This is a genomic window from Noviherbaspirillum album, assembly GCF_035916955.1.
GTDB lineage: Bacteria > Pseudomonadota > Gammaproteobacteria > Burkholderiales > Burkholderiaceae_D > Noviherbaspirillum > Noviherbaspirillum album.
The window spans coordinates 63,586-89,774 of sequence record NZ_JAWIIV010000027.1 but is presented as its reverse complement, the minus strand read 5'-3'; the positions used below and the strand labels follow the sequence as shown (position 1 = coordinate 89,774).

27 protein-coding genes are annotated in these 26,189 nt (G+C 55.1%); 18 read left to right on the top strand and 9 right to left on the bottom strand.

What is annotated here, in order from left to right; genetic code table 11:
• Window positions 1-225 precede the first annotated feature (225 nt).
• Window positions 226-516: a hypothetical protein gene (locus RY831_RS24305; protein WP_326508957.1), complete on the bottom strand. Its 291-nt coding sequence runs from the start codon at window positions 514-516 to the stop codon at window positions 226-228.
• A gap of 467 nt (window positions 517-983) precedes the next feature.
• Here RY831_RS24305 and RY831_RS24300 point away from each other — a divergent pair, with 467 nt between their 5' ends.
• Together RY831_RS24300 and RY831_RS24295 are read left to right on the top strand one after the other, a co-directional pair.
• A complete protein-coding gene (locus tag RY831_RS24300) occupies window positions 984-1,424 on the top strand; it encodes a four-helix bundle copper-binding protein (protein ID WP_437126326.1) in 441 nt (146 codons plus the stop codon).
• Window positions 1,425-1,499: 75 nt separating this feature from the next.
• Window positions 1,500-1,757: a hypothetical protein gene (locus tag RY831_RS24295; protein ID WP_326508955.1), complete on the top strand. Its 258-nt coding sequence runs from the start codon at window positions 1,500-1,502 to the stop codon at window positions 1,755-1,757.
• Between the two features lie 541 nt (window positions 1,758-2,298).
• Here the strand turns inward: RY831_RS24295 and RY831_RS24290 are convergent.
• From RY831_RS24290 to RY831_RS24275, 4 genes are all read right to left on the bottom strand, one after another.
• The gene (locus tag RY831_RS24290) at window positions 2,299-2,673 is read right to left on the bottom strand and encodes a cupredoxin domain-containing protein (protein WP_326508954.1); all 375 of its coding nucleotides are present in this window, start codon (window positions 2,671-2,673) and stop codon (window positions 2,299-2,301) included.
• Window positions 2,674-2,682: 9 nt separating this feature from the next.
• Window positions 2,683-5,202: a heavy metal translocating P-type ATPase gene (locus RY831_RS24285; protein ID WP_326508953.1), complete on the bottom strand. Its 2,520-nt coding sequence runs from the start codon at window positions 5,200-5,202 to the stop codon at window positions 2,683-2,685.
• A 48-nt stretch (window positions 5,203-5,250) separates the two neighbouring features.
• Window positions 5,251-5,517: a DUF2933 domain-containing protein gene (locus tag RY831_RS24280; RefSeq protein WP_326508952.1), complete on the bottom strand. Its 267-nt coding sequence runs from the start codon at window positions 5,515-5,517 to the stop codon at window positions 5,251-5,253.
• Window positions 5,518-5,693: 176 nt separating this feature from the next.
• A complete protein-coding gene (locus RY831_RS24275; protein WP_326508951.1) occupies window positions 5,694-5,876 on the bottom strand; it encodes a hypothetical protein in 183 nt (60 codons plus the stop codon).
• Window positions 5,877-5,993: 117 nt separating this feature from the next.
• Here RY831_RS24275 and RY831_RS24270 point away from each other — a divergent pair, with 117 nt between their 5' ends.
• Window positions 5,994-6,440: a MerR family transcriptional regulator gene (locus RY831_RS24270; RefSeq protein WP_326508950.1), complete on the top strand. Its 447-nt coding sequence runs from the start codon at window positions 5,994-5,996 to the stop codon at window positions 6,438-6,440.
• 179 nt (window positions 6,441-6,619) lie between these two features.
• On the opposite strand, the gene gorA is transcribed toward RY831_RS24270, so the two are convergent.
• The 4 genes from gorA to RY831_RS24250 form a co-directional block, all read right to left on the bottom strand.
• The gene (gene gorA, locus RY831_RS24265; protein WP_326508949.1) at window positions 6,620-7,999 is read right to left on the bottom strand and encodes a glutathione-disulfide reductase; all 1,380 of its coding nucleotides are present in this window, start codon (window positions 7,997-7,999) and stop codon (window positions 6,620-6,622) included.
• 207 nt (window positions 8,000-8,206) lie between these two features.
• Window positions 8,207-9,616, bottom strand: coding sequence for a heavy metal sensor histidine kinase (locus RY831_RS24260; RefSeq protein WP_326508948.1), 1,410 nt, complete (start codon window positions 9,614-9,616; stop codon window positions 8,207-8,209).
• Window positions 9,613-10,287 (bottom strand): heavy metal response regulator transcription factor, encoded by a 675-nt coding sequence (locus tag RY831_RS24255; RefSeq protein WP_326508947.1) that lies wholly within the window; start codon window positions 10,285-10,287, stop codon window positions 9,613-9,615. Before RY831_RS24255 ends, RY831_RS24260 begins: the two co-directional genes overlap by 4 nt.
• Before the next feature lie 250 nt (window positions 10,288-10,537).
• Window positions 10,538-10,903: a copper-binding protein gene (locus RY831_RS24250; RefSeq protein WP_326508946.1), complete on the bottom strand. Its 366-nt coding sequence runs from the start codon at window positions 10,901-10,903 to the stop codon at window positions 10,538-10,540.
• 356 nt (window positions 10,904-11,259) lie between these two features.
• On the opposite strand from RY831_RS24250, the gene RY831_RS24245 reads away from it, so the two are divergent.
• The 15 genes from RY831_RS24245 to RY831_RS24175 all read left to right on the top strand — a co-directional run bounded on the left by RY831_RS24245 (window position 11,260) and on the right by RY831_RS24175 (window position 26,009).
• Window positions 11,260-11,670, top strand: coding sequence for a hypothetical protein (locus tag RY831_RS24245; RefSeq protein ID WP_326508945.1), 411 nt, complete (start codon window positions 11,260-11,262; stop codon window positions 11,668-11,670).
• A 105-nt stretch (window positions 11,671-11,775) separates the two neighbouring features.
• Complete coding sequence (locus RY831_RS24240; protein ID WP_326508944.1) at window positions 11,776-13,080, top strand: TolC family protein; 1,305 nt, start codon at window positions 11,776-11,778, stop codon at window positions 13,078-13,080.
• Between the two features lie 165 nt (window positions 13,081-13,245).
• Window positions 13,246-14,775, top strand: a complete 1,530-nt coding sequence (locus RY831_RS24235; RefSeq protein WP_326508943.1) for an efflux RND transporter periplasmic adaptor subunit — start codon at window positions 13,246-13,248, stop codon at window positions 14,773-14,775.
• On the top strand, window positions 14,772-17,945 hold the full coding sequence (locus RY831_RS24230) for an efflux RND transporter permease subunit (protein WP_326508942.1): 3,174 nt from the start codon (window positions 14,772-14,774) through the stop codon (window positions 17,943-17,945). The genes RY831_RS24235 and RY831_RS24230 overlap by 4 nt, the downstream gene beginning before the upstream one ends.
• Window positions 17,946-18,036: 91 nt before the next feature.
• Window positions 18,037-18,246 carry a hypothetical protein gene (locus RY831_RS24225; protein WP_326508941.1) on the top strand — a complete coding sequence of 70 codons (210 nt, stop codon included), beginning with the start codon at window positions 18,037-18,039 and terminating at the stop codon, window positions 18,244-18,246.
• A gap of 101 nt (window positions 18,247-18,347) precedes the next feature.
• The gene (locus tag RY831_RS24220; protein ID WP_326508940.1) at window positions 18,348-18,755 is read left to right on the top strand and encodes a copper-binding protein; all 408 of its coding nucleotides are present in this window, start codon (window positions 18,348-18,350) and stop codon (window positions 18,753-18,755) included.
• A 149-nt stretch (window positions 18,756-18,904) separates the two neighbouring features.
• On the top strand, window positions 18,905-19,654 hold the full coding sequence (locus tag RY831_RS24215) for a copper chaperone PCu(A)C (RefSeq protein ID WP_326508939.1): 750 nt from the start codon (window positions 18,905-18,907) through the stop codon (window positions 19,652-19,654).
• 11 nt (window positions 19,655-19,665) lie between these two features.
• On the top strand, window positions 19,666-20,262 hold the full coding sequence (locus RY831_RS24210; RefSeq protein ID WP_326508938.1) for an SCO family protein: 597 nt from the start codon (window positions 19,666-19,668) through the stop codon (window positions 20,260-20,262).
• A 27-nt stretch (window positions 20,263-20,289) separates the two neighbouring features.
• Window positions 20,290-22,227, top strand: a complete 1,938-nt coding sequence (gene dsbD / locus RY831_RS24205) for a protein-disulfide reductase DsbD (RefSeq protein ID WP_326508937.1) — start codon at window positions 20,290-20,292, stop codon at window positions 22,225-22,227.
• 157 nt (window positions 22,228-22,384) lie between these two features.
• On the top strand, window positions 22,385-23,224 hold the full coding sequence (locus RY831_RS24200) for a sialidase family protein (protein ID WP_326508936.1): 840 nt from the start codon (window positions 22,385-22,387) through the stop codon (window positions 23,222-23,224).
• Window positions 23,221-23,676 (top strand): c-type cytochrome, encoded by a 456-nt coding sequence (locus tag RY831_RS24195; protein ID WP_326508935.1) that lies wholly within the window; start codon window positions 23,221-23,223, stop codon window positions 23,674-23,676. The genes RY831_RS24200 and RY831_RS24195 overlap by 4 nt, the downstream gene beginning before the upstream one ends.
• A 71-nt stretch (window positions 23,677-23,747) precedes the next feature.
• Complete coding sequence (locus RY831_RS24190) at window positions 23,748-24,185, top strand: DUF411 domain-containing protein (RefSeq protein ID WP_326508934.1); 438 nt, start codon at window positions 23,748-23,750, stop codon at window positions 24,183-24,185.
• 67 nt (window positions 24,186-24,252) lie between these two features.
• Window positions 24,253-24,450 carry a hypothetical protein gene (locus RY831_RS24185; protein ID WP_326508933.1) on the top strand — a complete coding sequence of 66 codons (198 nt, stop codon included), beginning with the start codon at window positions 24,253-24,255 and terminating at the stop codon, window positions 24,448-24,450.
• Window positions 24,451-25,000: 550 nt separating this feature from the next.
• Window positions 25,001-25,324 carry a DUF4148 domain-containing protein gene (locus RY831_RS24180; protein WP_326508932.1) on the top strand — a complete coding sequence of 108 codons (324 nt, stop codon included), beginning with the start codon at window positions 25,001-25,003 and terminating at the stop codon, window positions 25,322-25,324.
• A 271-nt stretch (window positions 25,325-25,595) separates the two neighbouring features.
• Window positions 25,596-26,009, top strand: coding sequence for a hypothetical protein (locus RY831_RS24175; protein ID WP_326508931.1), 414 nt, complete (start codon window positions 25,596-25,598; stop codon window positions 26,007-26,009).
• Window positions 26,010-26,189: the final 180 nt, after the last annotated feature.

Sequence of the window (26,189 nt, the reverse complement as noted above, 5' to 3'; positions counted from 1 at the left end):
ATCCACCGGAACAGCAAAAACTCGCCGCCTGACGCCGCTATCCTTCAAGCCGCCATACACCAGTCTTGACACTAGCTCCAGATAGCGTCTCTCGATACCAGTAAAAAGAAGATAATGGAATGCTTAAAAAACTCGCAACTGTTTGTGCTTCTTCGACTCCAAATATGTGTTGGCATCCGCTAAGGAGTGCCAACAAATTGTTCGGTATGGCAACTATGGGTCAGACTAATGGGTTTCGATGCGCGAATTCTTCCCCACATTCTTCCGGCTAATCGCTAGTGCTCTTCTCATGACATTTCTGTCGTCTGGAGTTGCCATGGCTACATACGCTTGTCCGGAGCTGCTGATGCCGGCAATGCCAGACATGGTGAAGGAACTTCCTTGCGCCGAGATGGACAAGGCCAATCCGGTGCACTGTGCGCTATTCCAGTCCGGCGATGCAGTCGCTCTTGATCGAGTTGCAGCAGAACCGGCGGTGACACCTCCAACGACAGTCTCTATCACATTGATGTTCATATCAATGCCTCCACCCCACCGTGCCCGGCCGAGATCTCACATTCTCGAAATCCCTGGTAGCGATCCACCGTATCTTTCCACGCGTCGACTGCGCATTTAACTGCATCTCTTCCATTTACACAAAGGTCACTAGCGAAATGGCTTGTCCCGAGTAAAGGGCTTGTTATGGCTAGATACAACAGTGTACGTAAACGAGGAAGTGTAGTAACCGGAATTTCACATCGACGATCCGGTCACTCTACGTCTCGCTCCTCATGGCTTAGTGTTCTTAACACTTGATGCTCGCCAAAGGGATTCCTTTGCCAGCACCTGCTTTCTGCCACTGCGGGAAGCTGAATAACTCTGTTAAAGGAAGGGCAGATAAGCGTAAATTCGTCTTAACGAATAACTAGCAGATGGCGATGGGAATATCGTCACAAGTGCTTAGAAGTCGGAATTGAATAATAAGGGCGCGATGCTAGGGAATCATGTCGCGCATACATAAGGGAGGGCCCAGGTATCTTTCAACCCCAATTGTTTCAAAGGAGATCAAGATGGCCCAGCAACAGTATGAAACCTGTATCGAAGCCTGCAATACCTGCGCAGATGCTTGCGACACTTGTGCAGCCTCCTGCTTGCAGGAAGCTGATGTGAAGATGATGGCGCGTTGCATTGCGCTGGACATTGATTGCGCTCAGATCTGCCGGTTAGCTGCAAGCTATATGGCGCGAGAGAGCGAATTTGCGAGTGCCGTATGCCAGACATGTGCCGACATTTGTGATGCATGTGCCGATGAATGCTCGAAGCACCAGATGGAGCATTGCCAGCGATGCGCCGACGCTTGCCGTCGCTGCGCACAGCTGTGCCGGCAGATGATGGGAGCGGGCTCAGGGGCAAGCGCGACTGGAGTTGGAATGGCGGCCCACTAAGTGGTCTTTGGACGGAGCGCATTCGCTCCGTCACCGCCTCGTTGAAACATGTTATGAACAATTCAGGAGGTAATAATGCAATACGCAATGAAGTCGTCGATTTCTCTGCTAGCGGTAGTGGTATTGGCTGGCTGCGCTATGGGTACCACATCCCAGAAGGCAGATTCCAAAAGTGCGATGCCAATGGCGATGATGGGCGATAAGAAAATGATGGAGATGTGTATGTCCCATATGAGCCAAATGACTCCAGAGATGCGTCAGAAACATATGGAAATGATGCAACGACATCATCAAATGATGGAGCCGAAAGCGAAGCTCCGGCAACCGAGCTAATCGTTTTGCTTTGGCGGGCATTCTTTGCGAGGGCAGACGTGCCCCTTCTAAAATGGGCAACGAACCTGTACTCGCGAAGAAGTCGTTCGAGGCCTCATATTTTGGATTTCCGTTTCGGCGAGATGCATATCATGGGTACATTGCCACGCACGTTGGGTGACGACATTTTGGCTGCGTATGAACGCGCGTGCTGCGACGGCGAGTTGGAGGCGGCTGAACATCTGTTACGAGCGCTTGAGACTATGGATCGCTCCGGCAATGATGAAGAGCGCTTGGAACACGCGTATTTAGGGCTAAAAAGTTTGCCCTATAGGCAATAATACAATTGTAGTCTGGCTGGCAACCAGCCTGTCCGACATGGCGATGATGAGCTACGGAGGCTGCGGCCATTCAGTTCGAAAACAACACGCTTTTCTAATGGGCAGCGCAGTTGTATAGCGTACGACGAGCAGCGCACGCTATACGATCTTGCTACACGAGTTCTTTAGTGTTCACTAGGTGGGAGGAGATACTACTGCGTGGGTCGGCCAGTTCGGAGCGGCTATGTGACGATGATCTTGCCTCTCATCATATTCATCCCGCAGGTGAAAGTATATTCACCTGGCCGTTCTGGAGTGAATTGCACCGGCGTGGTTTTAAACGCGGGAAGGGCTTTGGCGATGCCAAAGTCGCCGATTATCAGCTGCTCGCTGCAGGAAGCGTTTTCGTCACGGTAAAAATCCAGTCGTACCGGTTTATCCCTTTTCACCACAATCAAGTCGGGCGAGTAGCCGCCTTTTACAGTAACCCGTATCTCCTGTACACCACTTTCACTTGTTTGTGCGCTTACTGCTTTGCGCTCGCCAAAGAAGTACCAAAGAATGAAGGCAATGAGAAGCACGCCGCCTGCGACGACTGATAATTCAAACGCATCCATACATCCTCCTTAAGTTGTTGGTTTGAATTGGCGCAGGCGCAGGCTGTTCACCACGACTGAAACGCTCGACAGCGACATGGCGGCACTTGCGATGATTGGCGAGAGCAGCCAGCCGGTAAACGGGTACAGAAGGCCGGCAGCAACCGGTATGCCAAGTGCGTTGTAAATAAATGCCCAAAACAAGTTCTGCTTGATTGTGCGCATGGTTGCACGTGAAAGGGCAATGCCAGTGACCACGCCGCGCAAATCTCCTTTGAGCAAGGTAATATCGGATGCTTCAATGGCCACGTCGGTGCCAGTGCCGATGGCGATGCCAACATCCGCCTGCGCGAGCGCGGGAGCATCGTTAATGCCGTCGCCCACCATACCAACGACTTTCTTTTCCTGCTGCAGACGCTTGATCACCTCCACTTTTCCTTCCGGCAGCACATCGGCAAACACACGGGTAATGCCTACCTGCTTTGCGACTGCCTCGGCTGTGCGGCGGTTATCGCCTGTCACCATCAATACTTCCAGGCCTAGCCGTTGCATGGCGGCGATCGCTTCTTTCGACTCGGGCTTGATCTCGTCCGCGACGGCGACTAACCCTGCGAACCGGTCATCAATGGCCACGTACATCGGGGTCTTTCCTTCACTGGCAAGTCGTGTTGCATCGGTTTGTGCGCTGCTGACTTCGATCCCGCGGTCTTGCATCAGCCGGACATTGCCGAGCAATAGCTGTCGCCCATCGACCACCGCAGTGACGCCTTTGCCAGTCACGGAGTCAAATGACGTAGCGTTGGTCAGTTGAAGATGACGTGCCAGTGCGCCTTGCACGATCGCTTCACCCAGCGGATGTTCGCTGCCGCGTTCGGCCGAGGCCACCAACCGCAAGAGTTCGTTTTCACCAAGCTGGCCAAACGCGGGATCGACGACAACGTCGGTCAGCGCAGGTTTGCCTCGGGTAATGGTACCGGTCTTGTCGAGGATGATCGCTTGTAGCTTGTGTGCGGTTTCGAGCGATTCGCCCCCTTTAACCAATACGCCGTTCTCCGCTCCTTTTCCAGTCCCTACCATGATGGCGGTAGGCGTGGCCAAACCCAACGCGCAAGGGCAGGCGATAATGAGCACCGTGACAAATGCGGACAATGCCATGGCAAACCGGATGTCCAGCGGTGCAACGACAAACCAGACCATAAAGCTTGCGACGGCAATGCATAACACCACCGGGGTGAAGATACCGCTAATGACGTCGGCAAGACGGGCAATCGGGGCTTTGGAACCTTGCGCGTCCTGCACCAAGCGCACTATCTGCTGTAATGCAGTGTCCTTGCCTACCTTGGTAGCCCTCAGGCGGAACGCGCCGGTTTTATTCAGAGTGGATCCGAATACTTCGTCGTCGACCTTTTTCTCAACGGGCAGGCTTTCACCGGTAAGCATGGATTCGTCGACCGCGGAGGCTCCATCGATCACGATACCATCGACCGGTATTTTTTCTCCAGGACGCACTATCACAATGTCTCCCGGAACCACTTCCTCGACGGCGATATCCAGCTCCTGATCATTGCGCAACACTCTCGCCGTCTTTGCCTGCAGGCTCATCAGCTTGCGTATTGCATCCGAAGTCTGGCCCTTTGCCCGTGATTCCAGAAGCCGCCCGAGCACAATCAGGGCGATGATAATCGATGCAACTTCGAAATATACCGGCACTTGCATGCTGTCCATCTTTTCCATTGCCGCGCCAGTAGTACCGATAAACCAGTGAGGCATTACCGTGGCCGCGATGGAATACACGTAAGCCGCGCCGGTGCCAATCGCAATGAGGGTATTCATGTCTGCAGCGCGATGGCGGAACGCTGCGACGGCTCCCCGGAAAAACTGCGAGCCGGAATAGAAAACCACCGGCGTGGTCAGAACAAGCTGCACCCAGTTCATGCCCGGAAAATCGAGTAACGCTATTCGGCCATGTGCCATTGCCATGACAAGCACGGGCAATGAAAGTACGGCGGCAACCCAGAACTTGCGGCGCAAGGATCGATATTCTTCCGAGTTCCCGGCTTCGTCGTCCTTGCTCTCTTCATTTGGCATATCAGTAATCTGGTACCCAAACGACTGGATCGCATTTCGGATGGTACCGAGATCAACGATGTCAGCCAGATAGTCGATCCGCACTGTTCTGGTCGCCAAGTTGAAGTTCGTGCTGACAATGCCGGCCTGGCTGTTCAAGTGGCCCTCGAGCTGGACGCTTGAGCCCGAAGGGCGCGCTGAATCATCCACGACAAATTCGGCTTTTGCGCTGCCGGCAGCTTCATAACCCGTCTTTCTGACTTCATCGAGCAGATCGCGAATACCAACCTGTTGCGGGTTGTACTCGACCGTCGCCCGAGAGCTTGCGAAATTGACGCCGGCGCGCTGCACGCCGGGTACACCACTGAGCTGTTTTTCGACGCGGCGAGCACAGCTGGCACACGACATGCCACTAATGGGAAGGTCAATGCGTTCCGTCGAAGTTGGTTCTAACCGGTTGGAAATAGGTACGACACTTGCCATGATTGCTCCGGAAGGATAGAGCAGTGGCATGCCACTGCGCGTTGGTGGTTAATGCTTTCGTTCGGCAATATCAGTCGTCAGCGATGGAGGCTGCTGCGTCTTCTGCTCGCTACCGGACGTCGCGCAGCTCTGGCCGTTTTGGCCATGCATCATCTTCATGCAAAAGAGCATCGACAAAGGGCAAAGCAGGAACAACAACGACGGGGAAGCCGCCAAGATCCAGGTGCGGAATTCCGGTAATGCCGCGTATGCGATGCCAACGATGCCCAACAATACAAGGCCAATCTTCAACATGGTTTTGGTATTACACATCATTTGCTTCCTTCTCTAAGTTGATAGTTTCTACACTCGTATAAACCGCAAGCGCTTGTCAGCGCCTAGTACACAAGGTGGTTGTTCGAAAAACCGAGTACCGCTCACTTACCAGCGCACCGCTGTATGTCATATTGGTAAATAAATGATGAAAAGGAGGTGCGACTTGCTTGTGGCCACTACAGCAATCGGCTCATCATGGTCTTGCATGCATCAGCCATTTCAGCCGGCGAGCCCATCATGGACATCATGCTGGAATGCATGAAGATCATTGCAATGACACTAATAACCGTCATCAGACCAAGCGCGGCAAACACGAACAACAACGCCTTGAGAATCGGAGATTGCATCTTCATGTTCATTCCTCATTGTTCATAGATAGAAATGTCTCGCTTATTTGCGCGGCTTGCTTCGCTCAATGCAGCAGACAGATGTATCATAGAGTCTGTCCCCAACCCCAGAGTCAAGGGTTTTTTCAAATGACAGAAAATGTGACAAAACCGTCAGGGCTTACTATCGGACGCCTTGCCCGTGCTGCGAACGTCGGTATTGAAACCGTGCGGTACTATCAGGAACGTCAACTGTTGCCTCTGTCGAAGGCCACGAATGGCGCATTCCGCGTTTATCCTCTCGAACTGGTAGACCGTATCCGTTTCATCAAGCGCGCCCAAGAACTCGGATTTTCGCTCGATGAAATAGCAACATTCCTTAAGCTTCAGGACGGAGAGGACCGGGATGAAATACGGAAAGTCGCCGCTGACCGTCTCGCGCAAATCCGTAACAAAATCACCGATCTCCAACACATGGAGCAATTGCTGGCTTGGCTCGTTAACGAATGTGAAGCGACCGGAAGAGCCCAACCATGTCCTATCATCACGGCGTTCACCAGAGATGAAGACGAAAGTGGAACAGTCTGCGGACATTAGCCAGCATCCATTGATGACCTGTGCGTGAGATTCAGCTTAAACAGTTAATTAGGTTGCAATGAAATCCATTAGTTCGTCGACCAGGGTCAGGATTACAAAACTGTAATCAAGCCGTTATTTTTATGACGCCGGTGACTACTAGTTTAATTCCTTGTAATTGCGACATGCTTCAATCCGCTCTATGGTGGGAACGTCGTTTTTCCGGCCGGCACGCGCCTTGCCGGTTCACGCATTAACACAAACTCTTCGGCCGTGGTCGGATGAATGGCAATGGTTTGGTCGAATTGCCGCTTGGTGACGCCCGCGCGCAATGATACAGCCAAGCTTTGAATAATTTCCGGTGCGTCGTTACCGATCATATGGATGCCCAGTACCCGATCACTTGCGGCATCGACCACGAGTTTCATATAAGTGCGGTCGCTGCGTTGGGCAAATGCCGTGGCCATCGGCCTGAAGTCGGCTTCGTAGATGATAAGTGCACCTTGCTGGGCGGCGTCATTCTCTGTCAATCCAACAGTACCGATGGATGGCTCGGTAAAGACGGCGGTGGCTACCTCAGTAGCTTGGAACGGGATGTCGAGGCCGCCAAAGACGGTATCCGCGAAGGCGCGTCCTTCGGCAATAGCCAGTGGGGTCAAGTTTTTCCGGTTGGTGACATCCCCGACCGCATACACACCTGGAACGACTGTCGCGCTATAGTCGTTCACCGGGATGGCCGCGCCTGGCCCCAATTCCAAGCCGATCGACTGTAACCCTAAGTTTTCGGTGTTAGGGATGCGCCCAGTCGCATTCAGGACCGCATCGAACGCCATTGGCTCCTTACCCCGGACCTGTAACAAGTAGCCGTTTCCGCTACGCGTCAACGACTCCATATTGGAGCCTGCATAGAGTGTGAGTCCGGCCCTTTCCAGCGCTTGACTCAATCGGATGCGCAGATCGTGATCAAAGCCGCGTAGCGGAGAATGGTCCCGGAAAAAGACACTGACTTCACTACCCAGCCTGGAAAAGATACTGGCGAATTCCATTCCAATGTAACCAGCCCCGACAACCGCCATTCGCCTGGGCACGGTCCGGCTATTAAGCATGTCTTCGGACGTGGCGGCATGTTCCAGCCCCGCAATGGGCGCGGCGGATGGCCGTCCACCCGTGGCAATGAGCAGGTGGGTACAACTCAGTTCTCGCGCGCCTACGCGGACACGTCCGCGACCCGTGATCTGAGCAAGACCGTTAATGAGTTCGACGTTCGCACTTTGCAGCATCTGCTGATAGATCTTATCGAGGCGTTCGAGCTCCGCATTCTTCGCATCCTGCCATGTTTCCATATGGAATTGTTCATTTTCCATCGTCCACCCGAATGCTGCGGCAGTATCGAAGGCAGACCTGAATTGTCCCGCATACATCATCAGCTTTTTTGGAACACAGCCGCGATGGACGCAGGTGCCACCGAGCGCATCACTTTCAATCAGTGCAACACGTGCCCCATGGGCTGCTGCTCTTCTGGAAGCAGCGACACCGCCGGAGCCGCCACCGATGGTAATCAAGTCAAAATGCTCACTCATGGGCTTTCCTTGTTGGCAGTAATGCCTATCCTATTGCGTGTTTCGATCAATCGTCGAGACTGATTTCTTGCGCGAACTCGCTGGACAACGAGCGCACCTTGCCTGTGCTTCGCAAGCCGAAGTTATCCCGACCGCCTGGCGCTTTTATTACTGAGCACTCGCAATCGCATACTGTCAGAGAGACTTCCGATCCTCACCTGACATCAATCACGTCGTGTCACCCACGTGGGCATCGCGAGGAAAATGCAGCGCGAATTCAATCGTACCCGGGTCTGGGCTGGACACGCTGACGCTACCACGATGCAAGCTCATAATCGCCTTTACAATGGTCAGTCCGAGTCCCGTGCCGCCGACTTGTCGTGAGCGGGAGGGGTCCGCACGGTAAAAACGATCAAAGAGTTTGTTTCGCTGCTCAGGCAAGAGGTCCTGCCCATGGTTGATGACCCTGAGCGCAACTTCGGTTGCGCGAGTCTCCACATGGATCAGCACCTGGCTGCGCGCGCTGCCGTAACGAATTGCATTGGAGAGCAGGTTAGTGATGGCTCTTTGCACAAGGCCACGGTCTGCCATGATAGATCCCTGGCCGCCCAACTCAAAGGAGATGTCGCGCTCGAGCGCCACGATCTCAAGATATTCGATGACTTTTTGGGTTTCCTGCAGCAGGTCGAGCTGGACCTCGTCAAGGACGGCTTGGGCGTTCTCGGCGGAAGCCAGAAAAAGCATGTCAGAGATCAGACGGCTCAAGCGTTCCAGCTCATCGACATTGCCTTCCAGCAGTTCTAGCAATTGTTCGTGAGTGCGCGGCTGGGACAATGCCACTTGGGTCCGCCCCAGTAGCGTAGCCACCGGAGTGCGCATCTCATGTGCAAGATCGGCGGAGAATTGCGACAGTCGCTGAATGCCGTCGTCCAGGCGATCCAGCATGCCATTGAATGCTGCGCACATCGGAAGCAGCTCCGAAGGAAGGCGCTTAGGGTCGATCCGTTTTGACAGATGCTTGGTCGTCACCGAGACGGCGGCGTCGCGGAAGTGGTTCAATGGCCGCAAACCGACACTGACAATGACCAACGCGCCAATGGAAACAACGGCCAGCCCAAACGGTGCTGCAGTAAGTGCAGTCAGCAGAAACCCGGAAAGCAATTGCTGGTCGCGTGACCGGTCCACGCTCAGTACCATCACATACTCTCCGCCATCACGAACCGCACTTGCTGAAGCGATTGATAACATGGGTTTGCCTGAATCCTGTGCGCGCCACTCTAGAAAGGCATCGCGGGCCCAGATATCGTTTTTCAAGCGATGCAGCGACTCCACTGCGATCGAGCTGAAGGCGATTAACCGCTTCTCAGAGCTGGCGTCAGCCACTGCCAGGTAAATATCTTCATGGCGATCGAGAAGGTCAGCGACGCGGTGCGCGGCTTCGTTAACTGCAGCGAGATTCGGTTCCTGGTCGAGCAGGTTACGCGCCTCGATTAACGTGTCGCGCAGGGCATCGCGTTGTTGTTCGTCCAGTGAGCGAGACATCGTGAAATAAGAGAACGCAAAGACAGCGATGGCCTGCAATAAACCGAGCATACCGACAAGTAGCGCAAGTTTGAAAGCAAGGCTGCCGAACTTCATGGGCGATGCTCAAACAAATAACCCACGCCACGCACCGTATGGATCAACTTCGTGTCAAAGGGCTCATCGATTTTTGCTCGAAGCCTGCGTATGGCGACTTCGACTACATTGGTGTCGGACTCGAAATTGATATCCCATACCAGGGAAGCAATCTGTGTGCGTGAGAGGACCTCGCCCGCGCGGCGCATCATCAGTACCAACAAGGCAAATTCCTTCGGGGTCAGGTCAATGGTATTTCCTGCACGAACGACCCGATGCTTGAGCAGATCGACCTGCAGGTCGCCACAGGACAGAACCGTTTCCGGCGCGCTTTGTGTACCACGCTTGAGCAGTGCGCGCACCCGCCCCAGCAGTTCGGGGAACGAAAACGGCTTGACCAGATAATCATCCGCTCCCAAATCAAATCCCTTCACCTTGTCATCTGTATTGCCACGCGCCGTTAACATGAGGACCGGCGTCTGCTTGGCGGTTCGGAGTGCCGATAGCACAGCAAAGCCATCCAGCCCTGGCAGCATGATGTCCAACAGAACGAGGTCGTGATCGCCAGTAATGGCGGTATGCAGGCCGTCAGTACCCGAATTCGCCACTTCCACGATGTAGCCATGCTCCGACAAACCTTGCCGCAAATATTCGGCTGCGCGCGGTTCGTCCTCTACGATCAAAATTTTCATCCATCAATCTCCAACGCAGGGATCCATACATCCGAAACGCTGCAATTTCTTAAACAGAGAGATTGCCATGTTTCAGGTGTTAGGTTAATGCAAATGTTCCTAGCCTCAGACGCCTGGGGATCCCTTGCTAACGGGGCTATTATCGAAACGGCTTTGGAAAGTCTATGATGGGTCCCTTTGTGCAACGGCGGCACCTTGTTGATATGGCCGCACTTTGGCCCTGAAAAGCAACTATGCATTTAGCGTTGTCTTATTTCATAGGTTCAATGGCAACAACCGCAAGATGACCGCCTATCTGCTCGGCGATGAAGCTTACTTGGTCTCCAACCTTCAAGCGCTCCAACATGCTAGGCTCTTTCACGCGGAACACCATAGTCATGGCGGGCATGTCAAGATTTTTGAGTTCCCCATGTTTGATAGTCACTTTCGCTGCTAGCCGGTTGATCTCCTGTATTTCCCCATGGGAAAAGGAATTTTGCGGTGCTGCACGTGTGACGCTGCTGGCGGTGGTTTGCGCCATATCGCTACTGCTTGCCGCCATCGCCGTGTTTCCAACCATCGACGAGATAACTAGCGTCAGGACAAGAAAAACTGATGGAAAAAGGGAACGCATCATTTAGAGCCTTATGCAAATATTGGCGATCGACGCAGAGTGAGTTTGGGAACAATCGACATGATTTTTATATGCCGTTTTACTGGAGGAGCCGATTGCCATGCCCCCTCAAGGCTAAACTATAAGGCCCGACAAGAGGCGACATGCTGACAGCTGGATTACAAGTTTGTAATACGCAATTCTTGAGTGAAATTTCCGGTATAGTCCGTCACTGAGCTTAAGACTGTAAAGATTATTCTCGGAAAAGAGCTCTTAATTTCCGTACAGTCAACAGTGCCAAAGTTTGGAGTAATAAAGTAGGGCGCTTGACAAACTACGGTTGTAATGCATAGGATAAAGAAGCTGTCTATTTCTGCGTCATGAAGAAACCACGTCCATCCCGATTTGTTGCGGCGCTTGTAGCGCTCTTCAGCGTACTGTTCATGCAGTTCGCTGTGGCTGCTTACGCTTGTCCGACATTACAAATAGGAAGTGGCGGCGACGCAATGAACATGGTTGCCAATGACAATACCATGCAAGGTATGTCTGGTTGCGATGGGGTGGACGTCGAAAAACCTAATCTTTGTCAAGCGGATAGTCACAAGGGAAAGCTGTCTCTGGACAAACCAGAGCTTCCCAACGTAATGTCCTTCGTACCAGCTCAGCTTCTGGCTGTGATAACACCGCTTCACCTTTCTGTTCCTTCCAATCCCTCTATTGTCGCCGAGGGAACAATGGCGCGTGCCACTGCGCCTCCGCTCTCGATTCGAAACTGCTGCTTCAGAATTTAACTCTCCAGATAGCGTAGATCGTCGCTGTGTCCGCATGGGCGGATCCAGTGCTGTTCGTTGCCATCTGGAGATTTTATGTCATCCCCTTGTACTGCGCACGCTTCGATGCGTCACGCGATTCGCCGGGCATTTCCGCGGATCGCTTTCCTTACCGTTTTGATCGCCACTTCCGGTACTGCGTTGGCAGCCGGAGCAACGCTGACGCTAGGCCAAGCGCAGCAACTGGCGGTTGAACGTTCACGCCAATTACAGGCTAAGGACTATGCTATTACCGCCTCGCAAGAAATGGCGGTAGCAGCAAGTCAGTTGCCTGATCCCATGTTGAAAGCCGGGGTCGACAACCTGCCGGTGAACGGAGCCGACCGATTCCGCCTCGGTGCTGATTTCATGACCATGCGTTACGTTGGCGTCTCCCAGGAAGTTACACGTGCGGACAAGCGGAAATACCGTGCTGAGCGCTTTGAGCGGGAGTCGGACAAGACTGCGGCGGAGAAGACGGCCACGGTTGCGGATATTCAGCGTGATACCGCATTGGCTTGGCTGGAACGGTTTTATGCCGAAGCGATGGCTGCGGTGATCGCGGAAAATGCGACGCAATCCGAGTTCGAGATTCAAGCTGCAGAAGGCGCTTACCGAGCAGGCCGCGGCAATCAGGCCGATCTCTTTGCAGCGAAAAGCGCATTGGCCACCTATCACGATCGTGCTAGCCAGATAAACCGCCGAATCAGCAATGCAAAAGTGGTCTTGGCCCGGTGGGTCGGCGCGGACGGTAGTTTGCAGCTTGCTGGCAAGCCGGCCATGGACACTGTTCGGCTTGACGCCGGCAGCCTCGATACCCAGCTTGCCCATCATCCACGCATCGCCATTCTGAATCAGCAGGAAGCCATGGCAACGGCTGAAGCGAAACTGGCGCAAGCCAACAAGAAGTCGGATTGGAGCGTGGAAGTCATGTATCAGCAGCGGGGCTCTGCTTACGACAACATGATCTCGTTCGGTGTGTCGGTGCCCCTGCAATGGGATCAGAAAAACCGTCAGGACCGGGAACTTACGGCCAAACTCGCGATGGTGGAGCAGGTGAGGGCGGAACGCGATGACATGCTGCGTGCGCATGTGGCCGAAACGCGCGCCATGTTCAATGAGTGGGAGAACGGACGCGAGCGGCTTGCCCGTTATAACCAGGAACTGGTCCCGTTGGCCAAGGAGCGCACGCTCGCTGCGCTGGCGTCTTACCGCGGCGGCAAAGGAGGCTTGACCGATGTGCTGATGGCACGTCGCAACGAGATCGATGTGCGCCTTGAGGCGCTGCAGCTCGAAGCCGAAACAGCGCGGCAATGGGCAGAACTTAACTTCCTGTTTCCGGATAACGGCTCAAGCCACATCTCTGCAACTCAATCCAAGGAATTCAAATGAAAGCGAAAGTGATTGTGCTCGCGCTGGTCGCGGCCGGTGCTATTGGGGCCGGTGGCTATGGCTTGTATTCGGCCGGCATGGATCAAGGCATGAAAATAGCAGNTCGCGGCCGGTGCTATTGGGGCCGGTGGCTATGGCTTGTATTCGGCCGGCATGGATCAAGGCATGAAAATAGCAGCGCCCGCAACGAGTGATGCTGCAACAGCAACAGCTGGTGCCGCCGGCAACACGGCGGGGGGAGGCTCTGTCGATCCGTCAAGCGGAAAAAAGGTCTTGTATTGGCACGACCCGATGGTACCCGGACAAAAGTTTGACAAGCCTGGCAAGTCACCTTTCATGGACATGCAGCTCGTGCCTGTCTACGCCGAAGATGCTGGGGACGAAGGCAGCGTTTCGATCAGCCCGCGAGTGCAGCAAAACCTCGGCATACGCACGGCGGAGGTGACTAAATCGAACTTGTCAGCGGCAGTTGAGGCAGTCGGAAGTGTTGCCTACAACGAGCGCGACCTCGTCATGGTGCAGGCACGTAGCAATGGTTTTGTTGAGCGCCTGTACGTAAGGGCGCCGCTTGATCCGGTTCGCAAGGGACAGCCGTTGGTCCAGTTGTACGTTCCCGACTGGGTCGCTGCCCAGGAGGAATACCTGTCGGTCAAGCGAATGAGCGGTGCCGGCGCGGATACGTTTGTTGATGCGGCACGGCAGCGGATGCGCTTGGCAGGCATGACTGACGACCATATCCGTCAAGTGGAGACGACGGGCAAGGTCCAGGCAAGAATGACCTTAACCGCGCCTGTCTCGGGAGTAGTTGCAGAACTGGCGGTGCGTGAAGGCATGACGGTCATGTCAGGCGCGCCGCTGTTCCGCATCAATGGGTTGTCGACCGTGTGGGTCAACGCAGAGGTTCCAGAAAACGCCGCGGCACGGGTGCGTCCCGGCAATGTGGTCGAGGCACGCACGCCCTCCTTGCCCGGCGGTGTATTCAAAGGAAAGATCAATGCGATCTTGCCGGAAGTCGATCCCACTACCCGCACCATCAAGGCGCGCGTGGAAGTCGCCAATCCGAACAATCAGCTCGTGCCCGGCATGTTCGCCACTGTCAATTTCACACCCAATGCGCGTGAAGAAGTATTGACAGTGCCTAGTGAAGCTGTAATCCAGACGGGTAAGCGCAGCGTCGTGATGATTGCGCAAGGCGACGGGAAATTCACTCCAGCCGAGGTGGAAATCGGTATCGAAACGGACGGCAAGACCGAAATACGAAAGGGGCTGGACGCAGGTCAGAAAGTCGTGGTTTCGGGGCAGTTCCTGATCGACTCGGAAGCAAGCTTGAAGGGAACCATCACGCGTATGGGAGAGGCACCCGCAGCCGAAAAGGGCGCCCAAGGCGGCGATTCGCTTCATCGTGGACAGGGAAAGGTCGAAAGCATCGACAAGGACGAAATCGTCCTCTCGCATGAACCGATCCCCAGTTTGCAGTGGGGATCAATGACGATGGGATTCAAGCTGCCCGCGCAAGGACTGCCGAAAGGTGTCGCGGAAGGCGACACCGTCACCTTTGAGCTTCGCCCCCTCAAGGATGGCACGTACGAAGTGGCGTCCATTAGCCCGTCTGGTGCGGCCCCAGCGTCTGGCGCAAAGGGTGGGATGAAAGACGGCATGACCATGCCGACCAAGCCCGCAGGAGCGGCCAAATGATTGCAAAGTTGATTCGATGGTCGATCGCCAACCGTTTCCTGGTGCTGCTGGCCACCGTCATGCTCACCGCATGGGGCGCGTGGTCGTTGATGCGTACCCCGGTGGATGCGTTGCCCGACTTGTCCGACGTGCAGGTGATCATCCGGACTACCTATCCAGGCCAGGCACCACAGATTGTGGAAAACCAGGTGACGTATCCGCTCACCACCACCATGCTGTCGGTGCCGGGGGCCAAAACGGTGCGCGGCTACTCTTTCTTCGGTGATTCTTTTGTCTATATCCTGTTCGAGGATGGTACCGACCCATACTGGGCGCGCTCACGCGTCCTGGAATACCTGAACCAGGTCCAGTCCCGGCTGCCGCCTCAAGCCAAGGCGTCGCTCGGCCCCGACGCCACTGGCGTGGGCTGGGTCTATGAATATGCGTTGATTGACCGCAGCGGCAAGATGGATCTGTCGCAACTGCGCGCGCTGCAGGATTGGTTTCTCAAGTATGAGCTAAAAACCGTACCCAATGTATCCGAGGTGGCAAGCGTGGGCGGCATGGTCAGGCAATACCAGATCGTGCTCGACCCTGACAAGCTGCGCGCTTACAACATCCCGCATGGAATGGTCATTGAAGCGGTACAAAAGGCCAACCAGGAAACCGGGGGCTCGGTGCTAGAACTGGGTGAGGCCGAATACATGGTGCGCTCTTCCGGGTATCTTCAATCACTGGACGATTTTCGCAAGATCCCTTTAATGACCACCAATGCGGGCGTCTCCGTGCGCCTGGGTGATGTTGCGCGTATCCAGCTCGGACCGGAAATGCGACGCGGTATTGCCGAACTTAACGGTGAGGGCGAAGTCGCCGGGGGCATCATTGTCATGCGTTCCGGCAAGAATGCACTGGAAACCATCGACGCCGTTAAGGTCAAGCTGGAAGCGCTCAAGCCCAGCTTGCCGGAAGGCGTAGAAATCGTGCCGACTTATGACCGCGCTGGACTCATTAAAAGTGCAGTGGCCAACCTCGAGGAGAAGCTGATCGAGGAATTTATCGTGGTGGCGATTGTTTGTGCGATTTTTCTCTTTCACATTCGTTCTGCGCTGGTGGCCATCATCTCGCTACCACTGGGTATCCTCGCTGCCTATATCGTGATGTACTACCAAGGCGTGAACGCGAACATCATGTCGTTGGGCGGTATTGCGATTGCCATTGGCGCCATGGTAGATGCGGCGGTGGTGATGATCGAGAATGCGCATAAGCATATCGAGGCATGGCACCATGCCAATCCGGATAAGAAACTGACCGGCGACGAGCAATGGCGCGTCATTGGGGATGCATCGGCGGAAGTCGGACCTGCGTTGTTCTTCTCGCTACTCATTATCGTGTTGTCGTTTATCCCGGTCTTTACGTTGGAGGCGCAGGAGGGGCGACTGTTCTCGCCATTAGCGTTTACCAAGACCTACGCAATGGCAGCAGCGGCCGGCTTGGCCATCACCCTGATTCCGGTGTTGATGGGCTACCTGATCCGCGGACGTATTCCGGAGGAGCAGAAGAATCCGCTCAACCGCTTGCTCATCGCGCTTTACCGGCCCCTTCTTGAGGCAGTACTTCGCTTTCCGAAGATGACGCTCGTGGTCGCTGCAGTGATCGCTGCAGTGACGGTCGTACCGTTGACCCGACTGGGAGGCGAATTCATGCCGCCACTCAATGAAGGTGACTTGCTGTACATGCCGTCCGCGCTACCCGGGCTGTCTGCCGGCAAGGTATCGGAACTCCTGCAGCAAACCGATCGCTTGATCAAAACCGTCCCGGAAGTAAAGACCGTCTTCGGCAAGGCGGGTCGCGCCGAGTCGGCGACCGATCCAGCACCGCTCGAAATGTTTGAAACCACCATCCAGTTCAAACCACGGGATCAATGGCGACCGGGCATGACCCCCGACAAACTGGTGGAGGAGCTTGACCGCGTCGTCAAAGTGCCGGGATTGTCCAATATCTGGGTGCCGCCAATTCGCAATCGCATTGACATGTTGGCAACCGGGATTAAAAGCCCGGTGGGCATCAAGGTCGCGGGAACCAACCTCCAGGAAATTGACCGTATCACCGGTGAGATTGAGCGGGTCGTGAAGGCAGTTCCCGGGGTAAGCTCCGCGCTCGCCGAACGACTCACCGGAGGGCGTTACGTCGATGTCAACATCAACCGTGATGCTGCTGCACGCTACGGTATGAACATCGCCGACGTGCAAGGCATCGTCTCGGCGGCCATCGGCGGTGACAACATAGGCGAGACGATTGAGGGTCTGCAGCGCTTCCCGATCAACGTACGCTACCCGCGGGAGGTGCGCGACTCGGTTGAGAAGCTGCGGCAGCTGCCGGTACTGACCGAGCGTGGCGCCCAGATTCGTCTGGGTGACGTCGCCAACATCCGGATCAACGATGGTCCACCGATGCTGCGCAGTGAAAACGCACGCCTGTCGGGCTGGATCTATGTCGACATCCGTGGCCGTGACCTGAGGTCGGTCGTGTCCGACATGCAGCAGGCTGTGGCGAAGGAAGTCCAACTGCCTGCAGGGTATTCGTTGTCCTGGTCCGGCCAATTTGAATACCTTGAGCGTGCCGCCGCAAAGCTCAAGGTCGTCGTGCCGGCCACGCTGCTGATCATTTTCGTCTTGCTGTTTATGACGTTCGGCCGTTTTGATGAAGCCACGCTGATCATGGGCACGCTACCGTTTGCCTTGGCCGGCGGCATCTGGCTGCTCTGGCTACTCGGACACAATATGTCGGTGGCAAGTGGCGTCGGCTTTATCGCACTTGCTGGCGTCGCGGCCGAATTTGGCGTCATCATGCTGCTTTATCTCAAGCATGCGTGGGAAGACCGGCTCGCACTCGGCAGGGCGAGCGAAGCCGATTTGCTTGAGGCCATCCGCGAGGGTGCGGTACTGCGCGTGCGTCCCAAGGCGATGACGGTAGCGGTCATTATCGCGGGCTTAATCCCGGTCATGTACGGAACCGGAACAGGCTCGGAAATCATGCAGCGTATTGCCGCCCCAATGGTCGGCGGCATGATCACTGCGCCCTTGCTTTCCATGTTCGTGGTCCCGGCTGTCTATCTGCTGTTGCGGCGGCGGGAACTGCGTAAGGCACAACGTCATGCACAGGAGGAGGGCGAAGAACTCAAGGCAGCCTGACCGGCTTACCAGTGGTGACCGTGCGGTTAGCACGACTGCATCAACCGCCTAGTCTATTAGTCATTACGATTATTTTCACAAGGATGTTGCAATGAAAAACACACTCACTACATTACTGGCGACATTGTTAGCAACGTTGTCCCTGTCGGCTATCGCCGGACGAGACCTGCAGACATTGACACAAACAGGAAACTCAAATCAGGCGCCTCAGCAGCAAAATGGCCAGCCGCAAGACACCAGCAAGGACATGGAACAAATGATGAAAAGCTGTGCCGAGATGATGAACAAGGCCAGCAAGTAAGTGCAAAAGCACGATGAGCCAGTGGCTGGTGCCAAGCGATCCAGGCACTGGCATAAATCTAATGCAGTATCCGCCTCACCAACAACTTGAAGGAAACAACAATGAATCAATTTGCCAAGATCACCCTCGCGCTCCTGTTGTCCGCTTCCGGCGCGGCATTTGCCCAGTCAGGAAACATGAAAGACATGCCGATGGATTCCAAGTCACATGGCGATATGAAAGGCATGGACATGAAAGGCATGGACATGAAAGGCATGGACATGAAGGGACAAGGTTCGGACAAGCAAGGTGAATCACATATGGCAAGCGCTACGGTTAAAAGCGCTGATGCAGCCAAAGGAACCGTAACGCTTTCCCACGAGCCGATCAAAAGCCTCAAATGGCCCGCCATGACGATGGGTTTTTCGGTCAAGGACAAGGCACTGTTTGAAAAGCTCTCCCCTGGCAACAAAGTGCAAGTGGAGTTCGTTAAGCAAGGGTCGGAGTACGTCGTCACATCCGTGAAGTAAGGCTTCGCAGTGCCATGCGTCGGTAGCGTTAATGTCAAGCGCCGACGCATGGCGCCGCAGGATGTCATGGTTTCCTCAGGATAGCGAGGCTTTATGCACTTTATGGGCAGGTGGGTACCGATGGAAGTGGTCAACATCACTTTCCTGCTATGGGTGATTACCTCGGTGCCAATGCTGGGCTTTATTTTTTGGAGCTTCTGGTGCCGCCGCCGCAAGTCTCGCGACCAACAGGCACAGCTGAGAGCGCGACGACGGAAGAAGGGCACCAAGCGCTGACCGGTTGGCGCTTACCAGGAACAGTGGTGTGGCTCAAGGAGCCCGGTCCAGAATCACTGAATCGGCATGCCATATTGCGCGAGCACATCAACTTAAAAGGAATTTCCTTGTACTACTTAACAGGTTTTGCGCCGGCCGCTGCCGTGGCCATGCTAGGGTTCTTGTGGAGCTTGGCGCCAGCGACTATCGCGGCGCCTGCTATATATGGAGCGATTCCGGCAAAAAGTCACGGCGTTTCGTCTCCTTCTCGCATACGTATTGCTGGGGCATGGGCTCGGGCAACCGTGCCCGGACAGGCGGTAGGGGTTGCTTATCTTACTATCGCCAGTGCAGTTCCCGTGGCGCTGGTGCGAATTGAAACGGAAGCGGCGAAGCAGGTGCAACTACATAACATGCGCATGAATCAAGGCGTAATGGAGATGCGCGAGCACAAGGAGCTGAAGATCGCTGCGAATGAGGTGCTGGCGTTAGCCCCCGGCGGGATGCACCTGATGCTGCTTGGGCTTAAGAAGCCACTCAAGGCAGGGGAGAAAATATCCCTTGCATTCACCTTTGTGGATGAGACACACACGGAAGTCACATCGACGATCGACGTGCCCATCCGGCCAATCGGCCACGAATAAAGGAAGCAGGCTTGAACGCGCTTATACAAAAAGCCCTACTGGCTGGTTTTCTCGTCCTGATCGCCGCCTGCACCAGGACCGAGCCGGTTGCCCAGAAATTTTCTCTGGTTGACATTACCGGCAGCCCTTGGGGCCGCGATTTTCAACTGACCGACCATCAGGGGGCAGCGAGAAGCCTTGCCGACTTCCGTGGCAAGGCGGTGATCATGACCTTTGGTTACACACACTGTCCCGATATGTGCCCAATGACCCTGCACAAGCTTTCCACCGCGCTTACGCAAATGGGCAAGGATGCCGAGCAGGTGCAGGTATTGTTCGTCACCCTCGATCCGAGTCGAGACACGCCGAAGGTGTTGAAGCAATACGCTCCGGCGTTTCACCCAACATTCCTGGGAATGTACGCCGATGAGCTGACGACGCAGCGCACAGCCAGGGAGTTCAAGGTGTACTTCAAACAGCAACCAGCCGACACTAGTGGATTTTATACGGTCGACCACATGGGACCTAGCTTCTTGTTCGACCCGCAAGGGCGACTGCGCCTGTTCTTCAGTGACGAACACTCCGTGGATATGCTGGTGCAGGACTTGCGCACACTGCTAAAGGGGTGAACCGGCATGCGATTTAGGTGTTTCCTCATGCGCTGGGTGGTGTTCGTCGTGCTGCTGAACCTTCAGCAAGTTGCCGTCGCCTCATCCATCGCGGCCCTGCCGTCGTCAAGGTCTACCCTTGCGGGCGCCAGTTCACCAGGCTTGCCCGCACTTCAAGGATTGCTGAGCTACTTCCAGCCCGAGCCAGAACTTCTGCCGCCTGAAAAGGCCTTTACGGTGAGTGTACGGGTGCATGATGCCTCGACCGTGGTAGCTCAATTTAAGCCGGCTCATGGGTATTACCTCTATCGCGATCGCATCCGCTTTCAAGTTAGAGCACCATCCAGCATTACCGTACAAGAGGTGCGGCTGCCAGACGGACAGCCCAAGGCAGATCCCACGTTCGGTAGCGTTGCAGTCTTCCATGCCCCATTCGAGGCGACGGTACTACTTAAGCGAGCTAGCACCGAGAAGTCAGTCGCGCAGCTGCACTTTACCTATCAGGGATGCTCGGACGGCGGTGTGTGTTATCCACCTAATGAAAAGACGTTCGACCTTACGCTACCTGCTCTGGCCACCACGGGGAGCATGTCGGTAGACACAGCAGATAGCGTAAAGGGAAGTAAGTCCTTTTTGCAGCCAACCTATGCACAAGACCCTGGTGCTGCTGCCGATCGGATGCCGCAGTGGCTTGACGCTGGAAAAAGCGTGGCGATGCTACACGGTGAGAATGTTGCCTGGGTACTGCTCGGGTTCTTTGGATTCGGTATTTTGCTGTCACTGACTCCCTGTGTATGGCCCATGTTTCCAATACTCTCCGGTGTCATTGCAGGCCAAGGTCCAGGCATGAGCAAAGCCCGTGCCTTCTGTCTTTCGTTGGCGTACGTCGTAGGCATGGCGGTCACCTATGCCGCCATGGGTGTTGCCGCCGGCCTAAGTGGCACGCTACTGTCAACGGCGTTGCAGACGCCATGGGCAACTGGCGTTATGGCGCTGCTGTTCGTTGCTTTAGCACTATCAATGTTTGGCTTGTATGAAGTGCAGATGCCGTCATTTCTGCAAAGCCGCCTGGCAGGGGAGGAAAGACATGCCGGTGCGCGCTCTGGTCTCGGGGTGTTCGTCACCGGAGCAGTGGCAGCAGTGATTGCGGGTCCGTGCATTGCAGCACCGCTGGCAGGCGCACTGCTTTACATCGGTCAGACTCAAGACGTCGTGCTGGGCGGAAGCGCCCTATTTGCGCTGGCGCTAGGCAAGGGCGTTCCATTGCTGGCTTTGGGAACCGCCCTCGGCAACATCCTGCCTCGTTCCGGGGCATGGATGAAAGCGGTGAAGGTGTTCCTAGGTCTATTGCTACTAGGTACGGCGGTTTGGATTGCCCTGCCGTTGATGGGCCCTGTATTGGGCATGGCATTGGCTGGCGCTATTCTTGTCGGATATGCCGTGTATCTTTGCGCTTTTATTGCTGCACCCGGTGGCACTAGAGCGAGTGGAAGATTGCGTCAGGGGATTGGTGTGACCAGCTTTCTGGTCGGTGCAATCTACCTCGTTGGCGCTGGCAGCGGCGCCCGCGAATTCTCCCGTCCGCTTGATAACGTTGTCAACGGCATGCAACCGCCGCAAGCGGCGCCGCTTGCATTTCATCGCATAGCAAGCGTGAACGAACTCGACGCAAAACTACGTGAAAGCACGGGGAAACTGGTGATGCTGGATTTCTATGCCGACTGGTGTGTGAGTTGCAAAGAGATGGAGCATAAGACGTTTTCCAATGCGGTCGTGCGTAGCCGACTCAAGGATGCCGTGTTATTGCAGGCGGATGTAACTGCAAACTCCAACGAGCACAAGCAGTTGATGTCCCGATTCGGCCTGTTCGGTCCACCGGCAATCCTGTTTTTTGACTTCTCCGGCCAGGAAATTGCGGGCACACGCGTCATCGGTTTTGTGGAGGCAGACCGCTTTGCCGGTTTGCTCGCTCAATTACTCCATTAAACACAAAGGAACATTTGTCATGAAAAAAGTAGGCTCGTTGAACACGTCAAGGCTTAGCTTGGCGACGCAGGCACCCCAGAGGTTTGCTCAGCAGGCGAACACATCACCGTCAGATGGGACGTACCCGACGTTACGCACGGTCTTACGGCAGGCTGGCATGACCATTGTCATTGCGGCGATGCTGTCCCATGGTGTGGCACATGCGACGAGTGCATCCATGGAAGCCGCGTCGGAGAAACGTGTCGTCGCACTTGACTACCAGGCGCCAACCAAAATGCTGCTGAAAGCCACGCCTAATGCACTCCATACGAGTACGGATGAAGGGCACACCTGGCACGAGCAAATCTTGCCGCCATCCCTTGCGAAAAGCAGGGTGACTGACATTGCGGTGTCGGTGCACGACCCGAGCCTTCTTTTTGTTGCCGGGGCCGATTCCGGAGTGTGGCGCAGTAATGATGGAGGCAAGAACTGGGTCATGGCTAACAAGGGCTTGCCAAAGGGGAAAGTTCGCGCGGTGACAGCGCATTCCACCCAAGCGGAAACCGTCTATGCCTATGTAGATGGCAAGGGCATTTTCCGAAGCCAGGATGCCGGCCGTCATTGGCGCTTGATGGATAGCGGGCCACGCCAGGGCATCACCCAGTTCATTCATTCCAATATGGCCGGAAGCATGGAAACTGGATGGCTGTTTGCGGCGACGCCTAAGGGCGTCTGGCGCTCCATGGATTGCTTCTGTGGATGGCACAGGGCTGGCACCAGCGAAGTCGGCTATTCGTCTGTGACGTATGATCCAACGCAGCCGGAACGTGTCTACGCTTCCAGCGGTACCGGGTTGTTCGTCAGTGCTGACGGCGGTGAACAATGGACGGCGTTACCTGCTGCACCTGGCAGTGTGACCGCCTTGATTGCCGCGCCCGATGGATACGTCTATGCCGCAGACAAAAAGGAATTGTTCCGCAGCGCCGATCGTGGAGCAACCTGGGAGAAGATGGAATGACTTGCCTGCGGTATCTTGCAATGCTTTTCTTAATCTGCACCACACCGCTGCATGCCGGGGCGGCTCAAAAGGACAAGCTCAATAATCAGGATGTGCAACGTGGACGCCACGTCTATCAGCAGCACTGCGCAGCGTGTCATGGCGAGCGCGGGGAGGGGCAACCTAACTGGCAGACGCGTAACGAACTCGGTGAATTACCTGCTCCGCCGCACGACGCTAGCGGACATACCTGGAAACATGCGGATGGCATGCTCTACAAAACGATCCGCAACGGCTGGCGCGACCCATTCAACAAGACACCGCGGCTGACGATGCCGGCGTATGCCGATGTGCTGGATCCAGGCGAAATACGCGCCGTGATCACGTACCTGAAAACCCTATGGACGCCAGAGCAAAGGCGCATTCAGCGCGACGAAAGCCGCAAAACACCCTTTCCACCGGACGCGCGCTAATGTCTGCAAAAGGTGCAGTCGGCAGGCCGTTCGCTTTTAATCGACGTCTACATATTATGAGGATAATGACAATGGCTATTTTGAAAAGAACGCTGGCTGCAGCCATGCTGGTTGCCGTGCAGTTACCGGCCCTTGCCGCCGCAGTGCCGGTAAAACTATACAAGAACCCGAATTGTGGTTGTTGCGATGTCTATGCGGATCATCTCAAGGAAAATGGCTTTGCAGTGCAGATGATCAACACCAATGATATGGCAACCGTCAAGACGAAACACGGTGTTCCCGAACATCTGGAAGGTTGTCACACTGCCACAATTGGTAAGTATGTTTTCGAAGGACTCATTCCTGCAAATCAAATCAAAAAAGTACTTGCAGAAAAGATGCCGATTAAAGGTTTATCGGTCCCCGGAATGCCGGTTGGCGCGCCAGGTATGCCGGGCAATAAGAAAGCCCCCATTCACGTCTACTATCTTACGCCCGATTCAGCGCCAAAGATCTTTGCCAGCTTCTAGGGGGCATGAGTTGGGCCCGTCGTAGCAGTCCGATGATGCATGAACAGATAGATGAAAGGTGCAACCGATGGACAATCAGAAGCCTACCCTCGGAGACGACGTTTTAGCAGCATGCAAGCGCGCATACGAGGAAGACAATATGGAAGTCGCCGAGCATCTTTTACGTGCGCTGGAGGTGCTGGCGGCGAAGGAAGACAGTTCCGCCATTCAAGAGACAATGGCTGAATTGACAAGGTTGCCCACGGGTCAAGATCCGCCACAGTAGGTTGGAACTCCTGGCATGCGGTGGGAGACATGTTTTGTCGATGTTTTGTTCTGTCATTGTACGGTAGCCGACAAGTAGGCAGGCAGGCCAGCCAGCCCGCCCAACGGTTGTCGACCCTAAAAATTGAAGGACCGATGCGGGTCGAGCAATGGGGGACAGATGCTTACGATTGCCATGGTGCGATTTATCGTACACAGAAGATGACACTCGTTCACTCCCTCTTGGCGCGGGTAGTTCTACCGTGGATTCTGGACGACATGTGCAGGTATCGCGGTATCAACAGCCATACGTACGGCTCGCGCGCATGCGCACTCAGCGAAGGACATAGGCATGCGCGCTACTTTGGCGATGCCTCCTTCAATGCATCGAATCGGCATAACGCGCAATCAATGTCCACGCTGGGGCAATCGGTCTTTTCGTCGATTATCGAGCCTGACAGAGATGTAATTAAGCTGTCACCGCACTGTCGAGGCTTGGCCCATACACTTATGCGCATGGATCGGTAACGTGAAGGAGATCCAAACAACCTTTACACTATAAGGAGCGCATCATGAAGCTGAATAAACTATCCGTTGCTATCGCCGCATTGGTTTTTGTAGGTGCATCGTCCAGCGCTATGGCCGATCATCGGTGGCCAAGTGAAGCCAACTACGGTCAGCAGGAGCCCGCGCGTGAATCGACTAAAACGCGGACTGAAGTCATTGCCGAATTGAAGCGCGCGAGCGCGCAGGGGTGGCGCGTTGGTGCCAGTCCGTTCTATCCAGAGGCCACCGCAGATAAATCTGTTGCCGGTCGCACGGCTACCGAGGCCGGAGTCGCGAATGCACGATCCGCCGGCTTTGGCGCAACAGACAATATGTATTCTGGCGGCTAAGCCTTGCAGGGCCACGTTTGGAATGTGTCTCTGCGTGGTCTCAGCAGGAACGGACGGTCCGGTGCATGGCCTACCACGCCAGTAGGCGATCACCGGGCTCCGTCATTTCCTGTCCCGTAGCCGCAGGTTAGAATGACGCGTATTGGACAAATGTGCGCGTCGCATTCGCTCAAGGCGCGATGCCTTGCCTAGCCCCATCGGCTGGTCGCATCGGATAGCCTAGTCTTGGTCCTATCTCTTTCCGTAATCCTTTACCAAAAGAGGTCCAATAATGCGCCAAAGTATCATATTTTTTGTCTCCGAAACGGCGGGAGTCAGGCAGATAGTCCATCAAGCATATGTCGAACTGGTGCGCGGGGAGCGAAGCGTACCGGAATATGCTGGTCAAACGGTACGTGTTGCGGACTGGTATGTGGAAACTTGCGATGGAGGTCTGGGGAAGATCGACAATGAGACTTATAGCATGTTTGAATTTGACCGGGACGGGCACATCAATTGGCCAAAATGTCGTCATGGAATCGCGGCAAACCATGCATTTTATGCAGCCGTGATGGCATCGCAAGAGATGGATAGCGGTGAGGACTCGACCATCCAGCAACTGCGTGCCGAGTTGGGCGAGGACTTTACCTGGTTCCCCGATAAAGAGGAAAGAGCCTCGATGGAAGCACTGGTGTTCGGCCAGTAGGGAATGATCCTTGGTGAGGTCGCTATTGCCTTAATGACGTACGGTGTAGTCCAGTCTTGAGGTGAAGGCGTTTGTCATACGTTACTCAATACTGGAAATCCCTCACCTAGACCCAAAGGCGTTTGCTCGGCGTCGGGATCCATAGGTCCGACGCCGAGCAGTTTCGATAGCGGAGGCGAG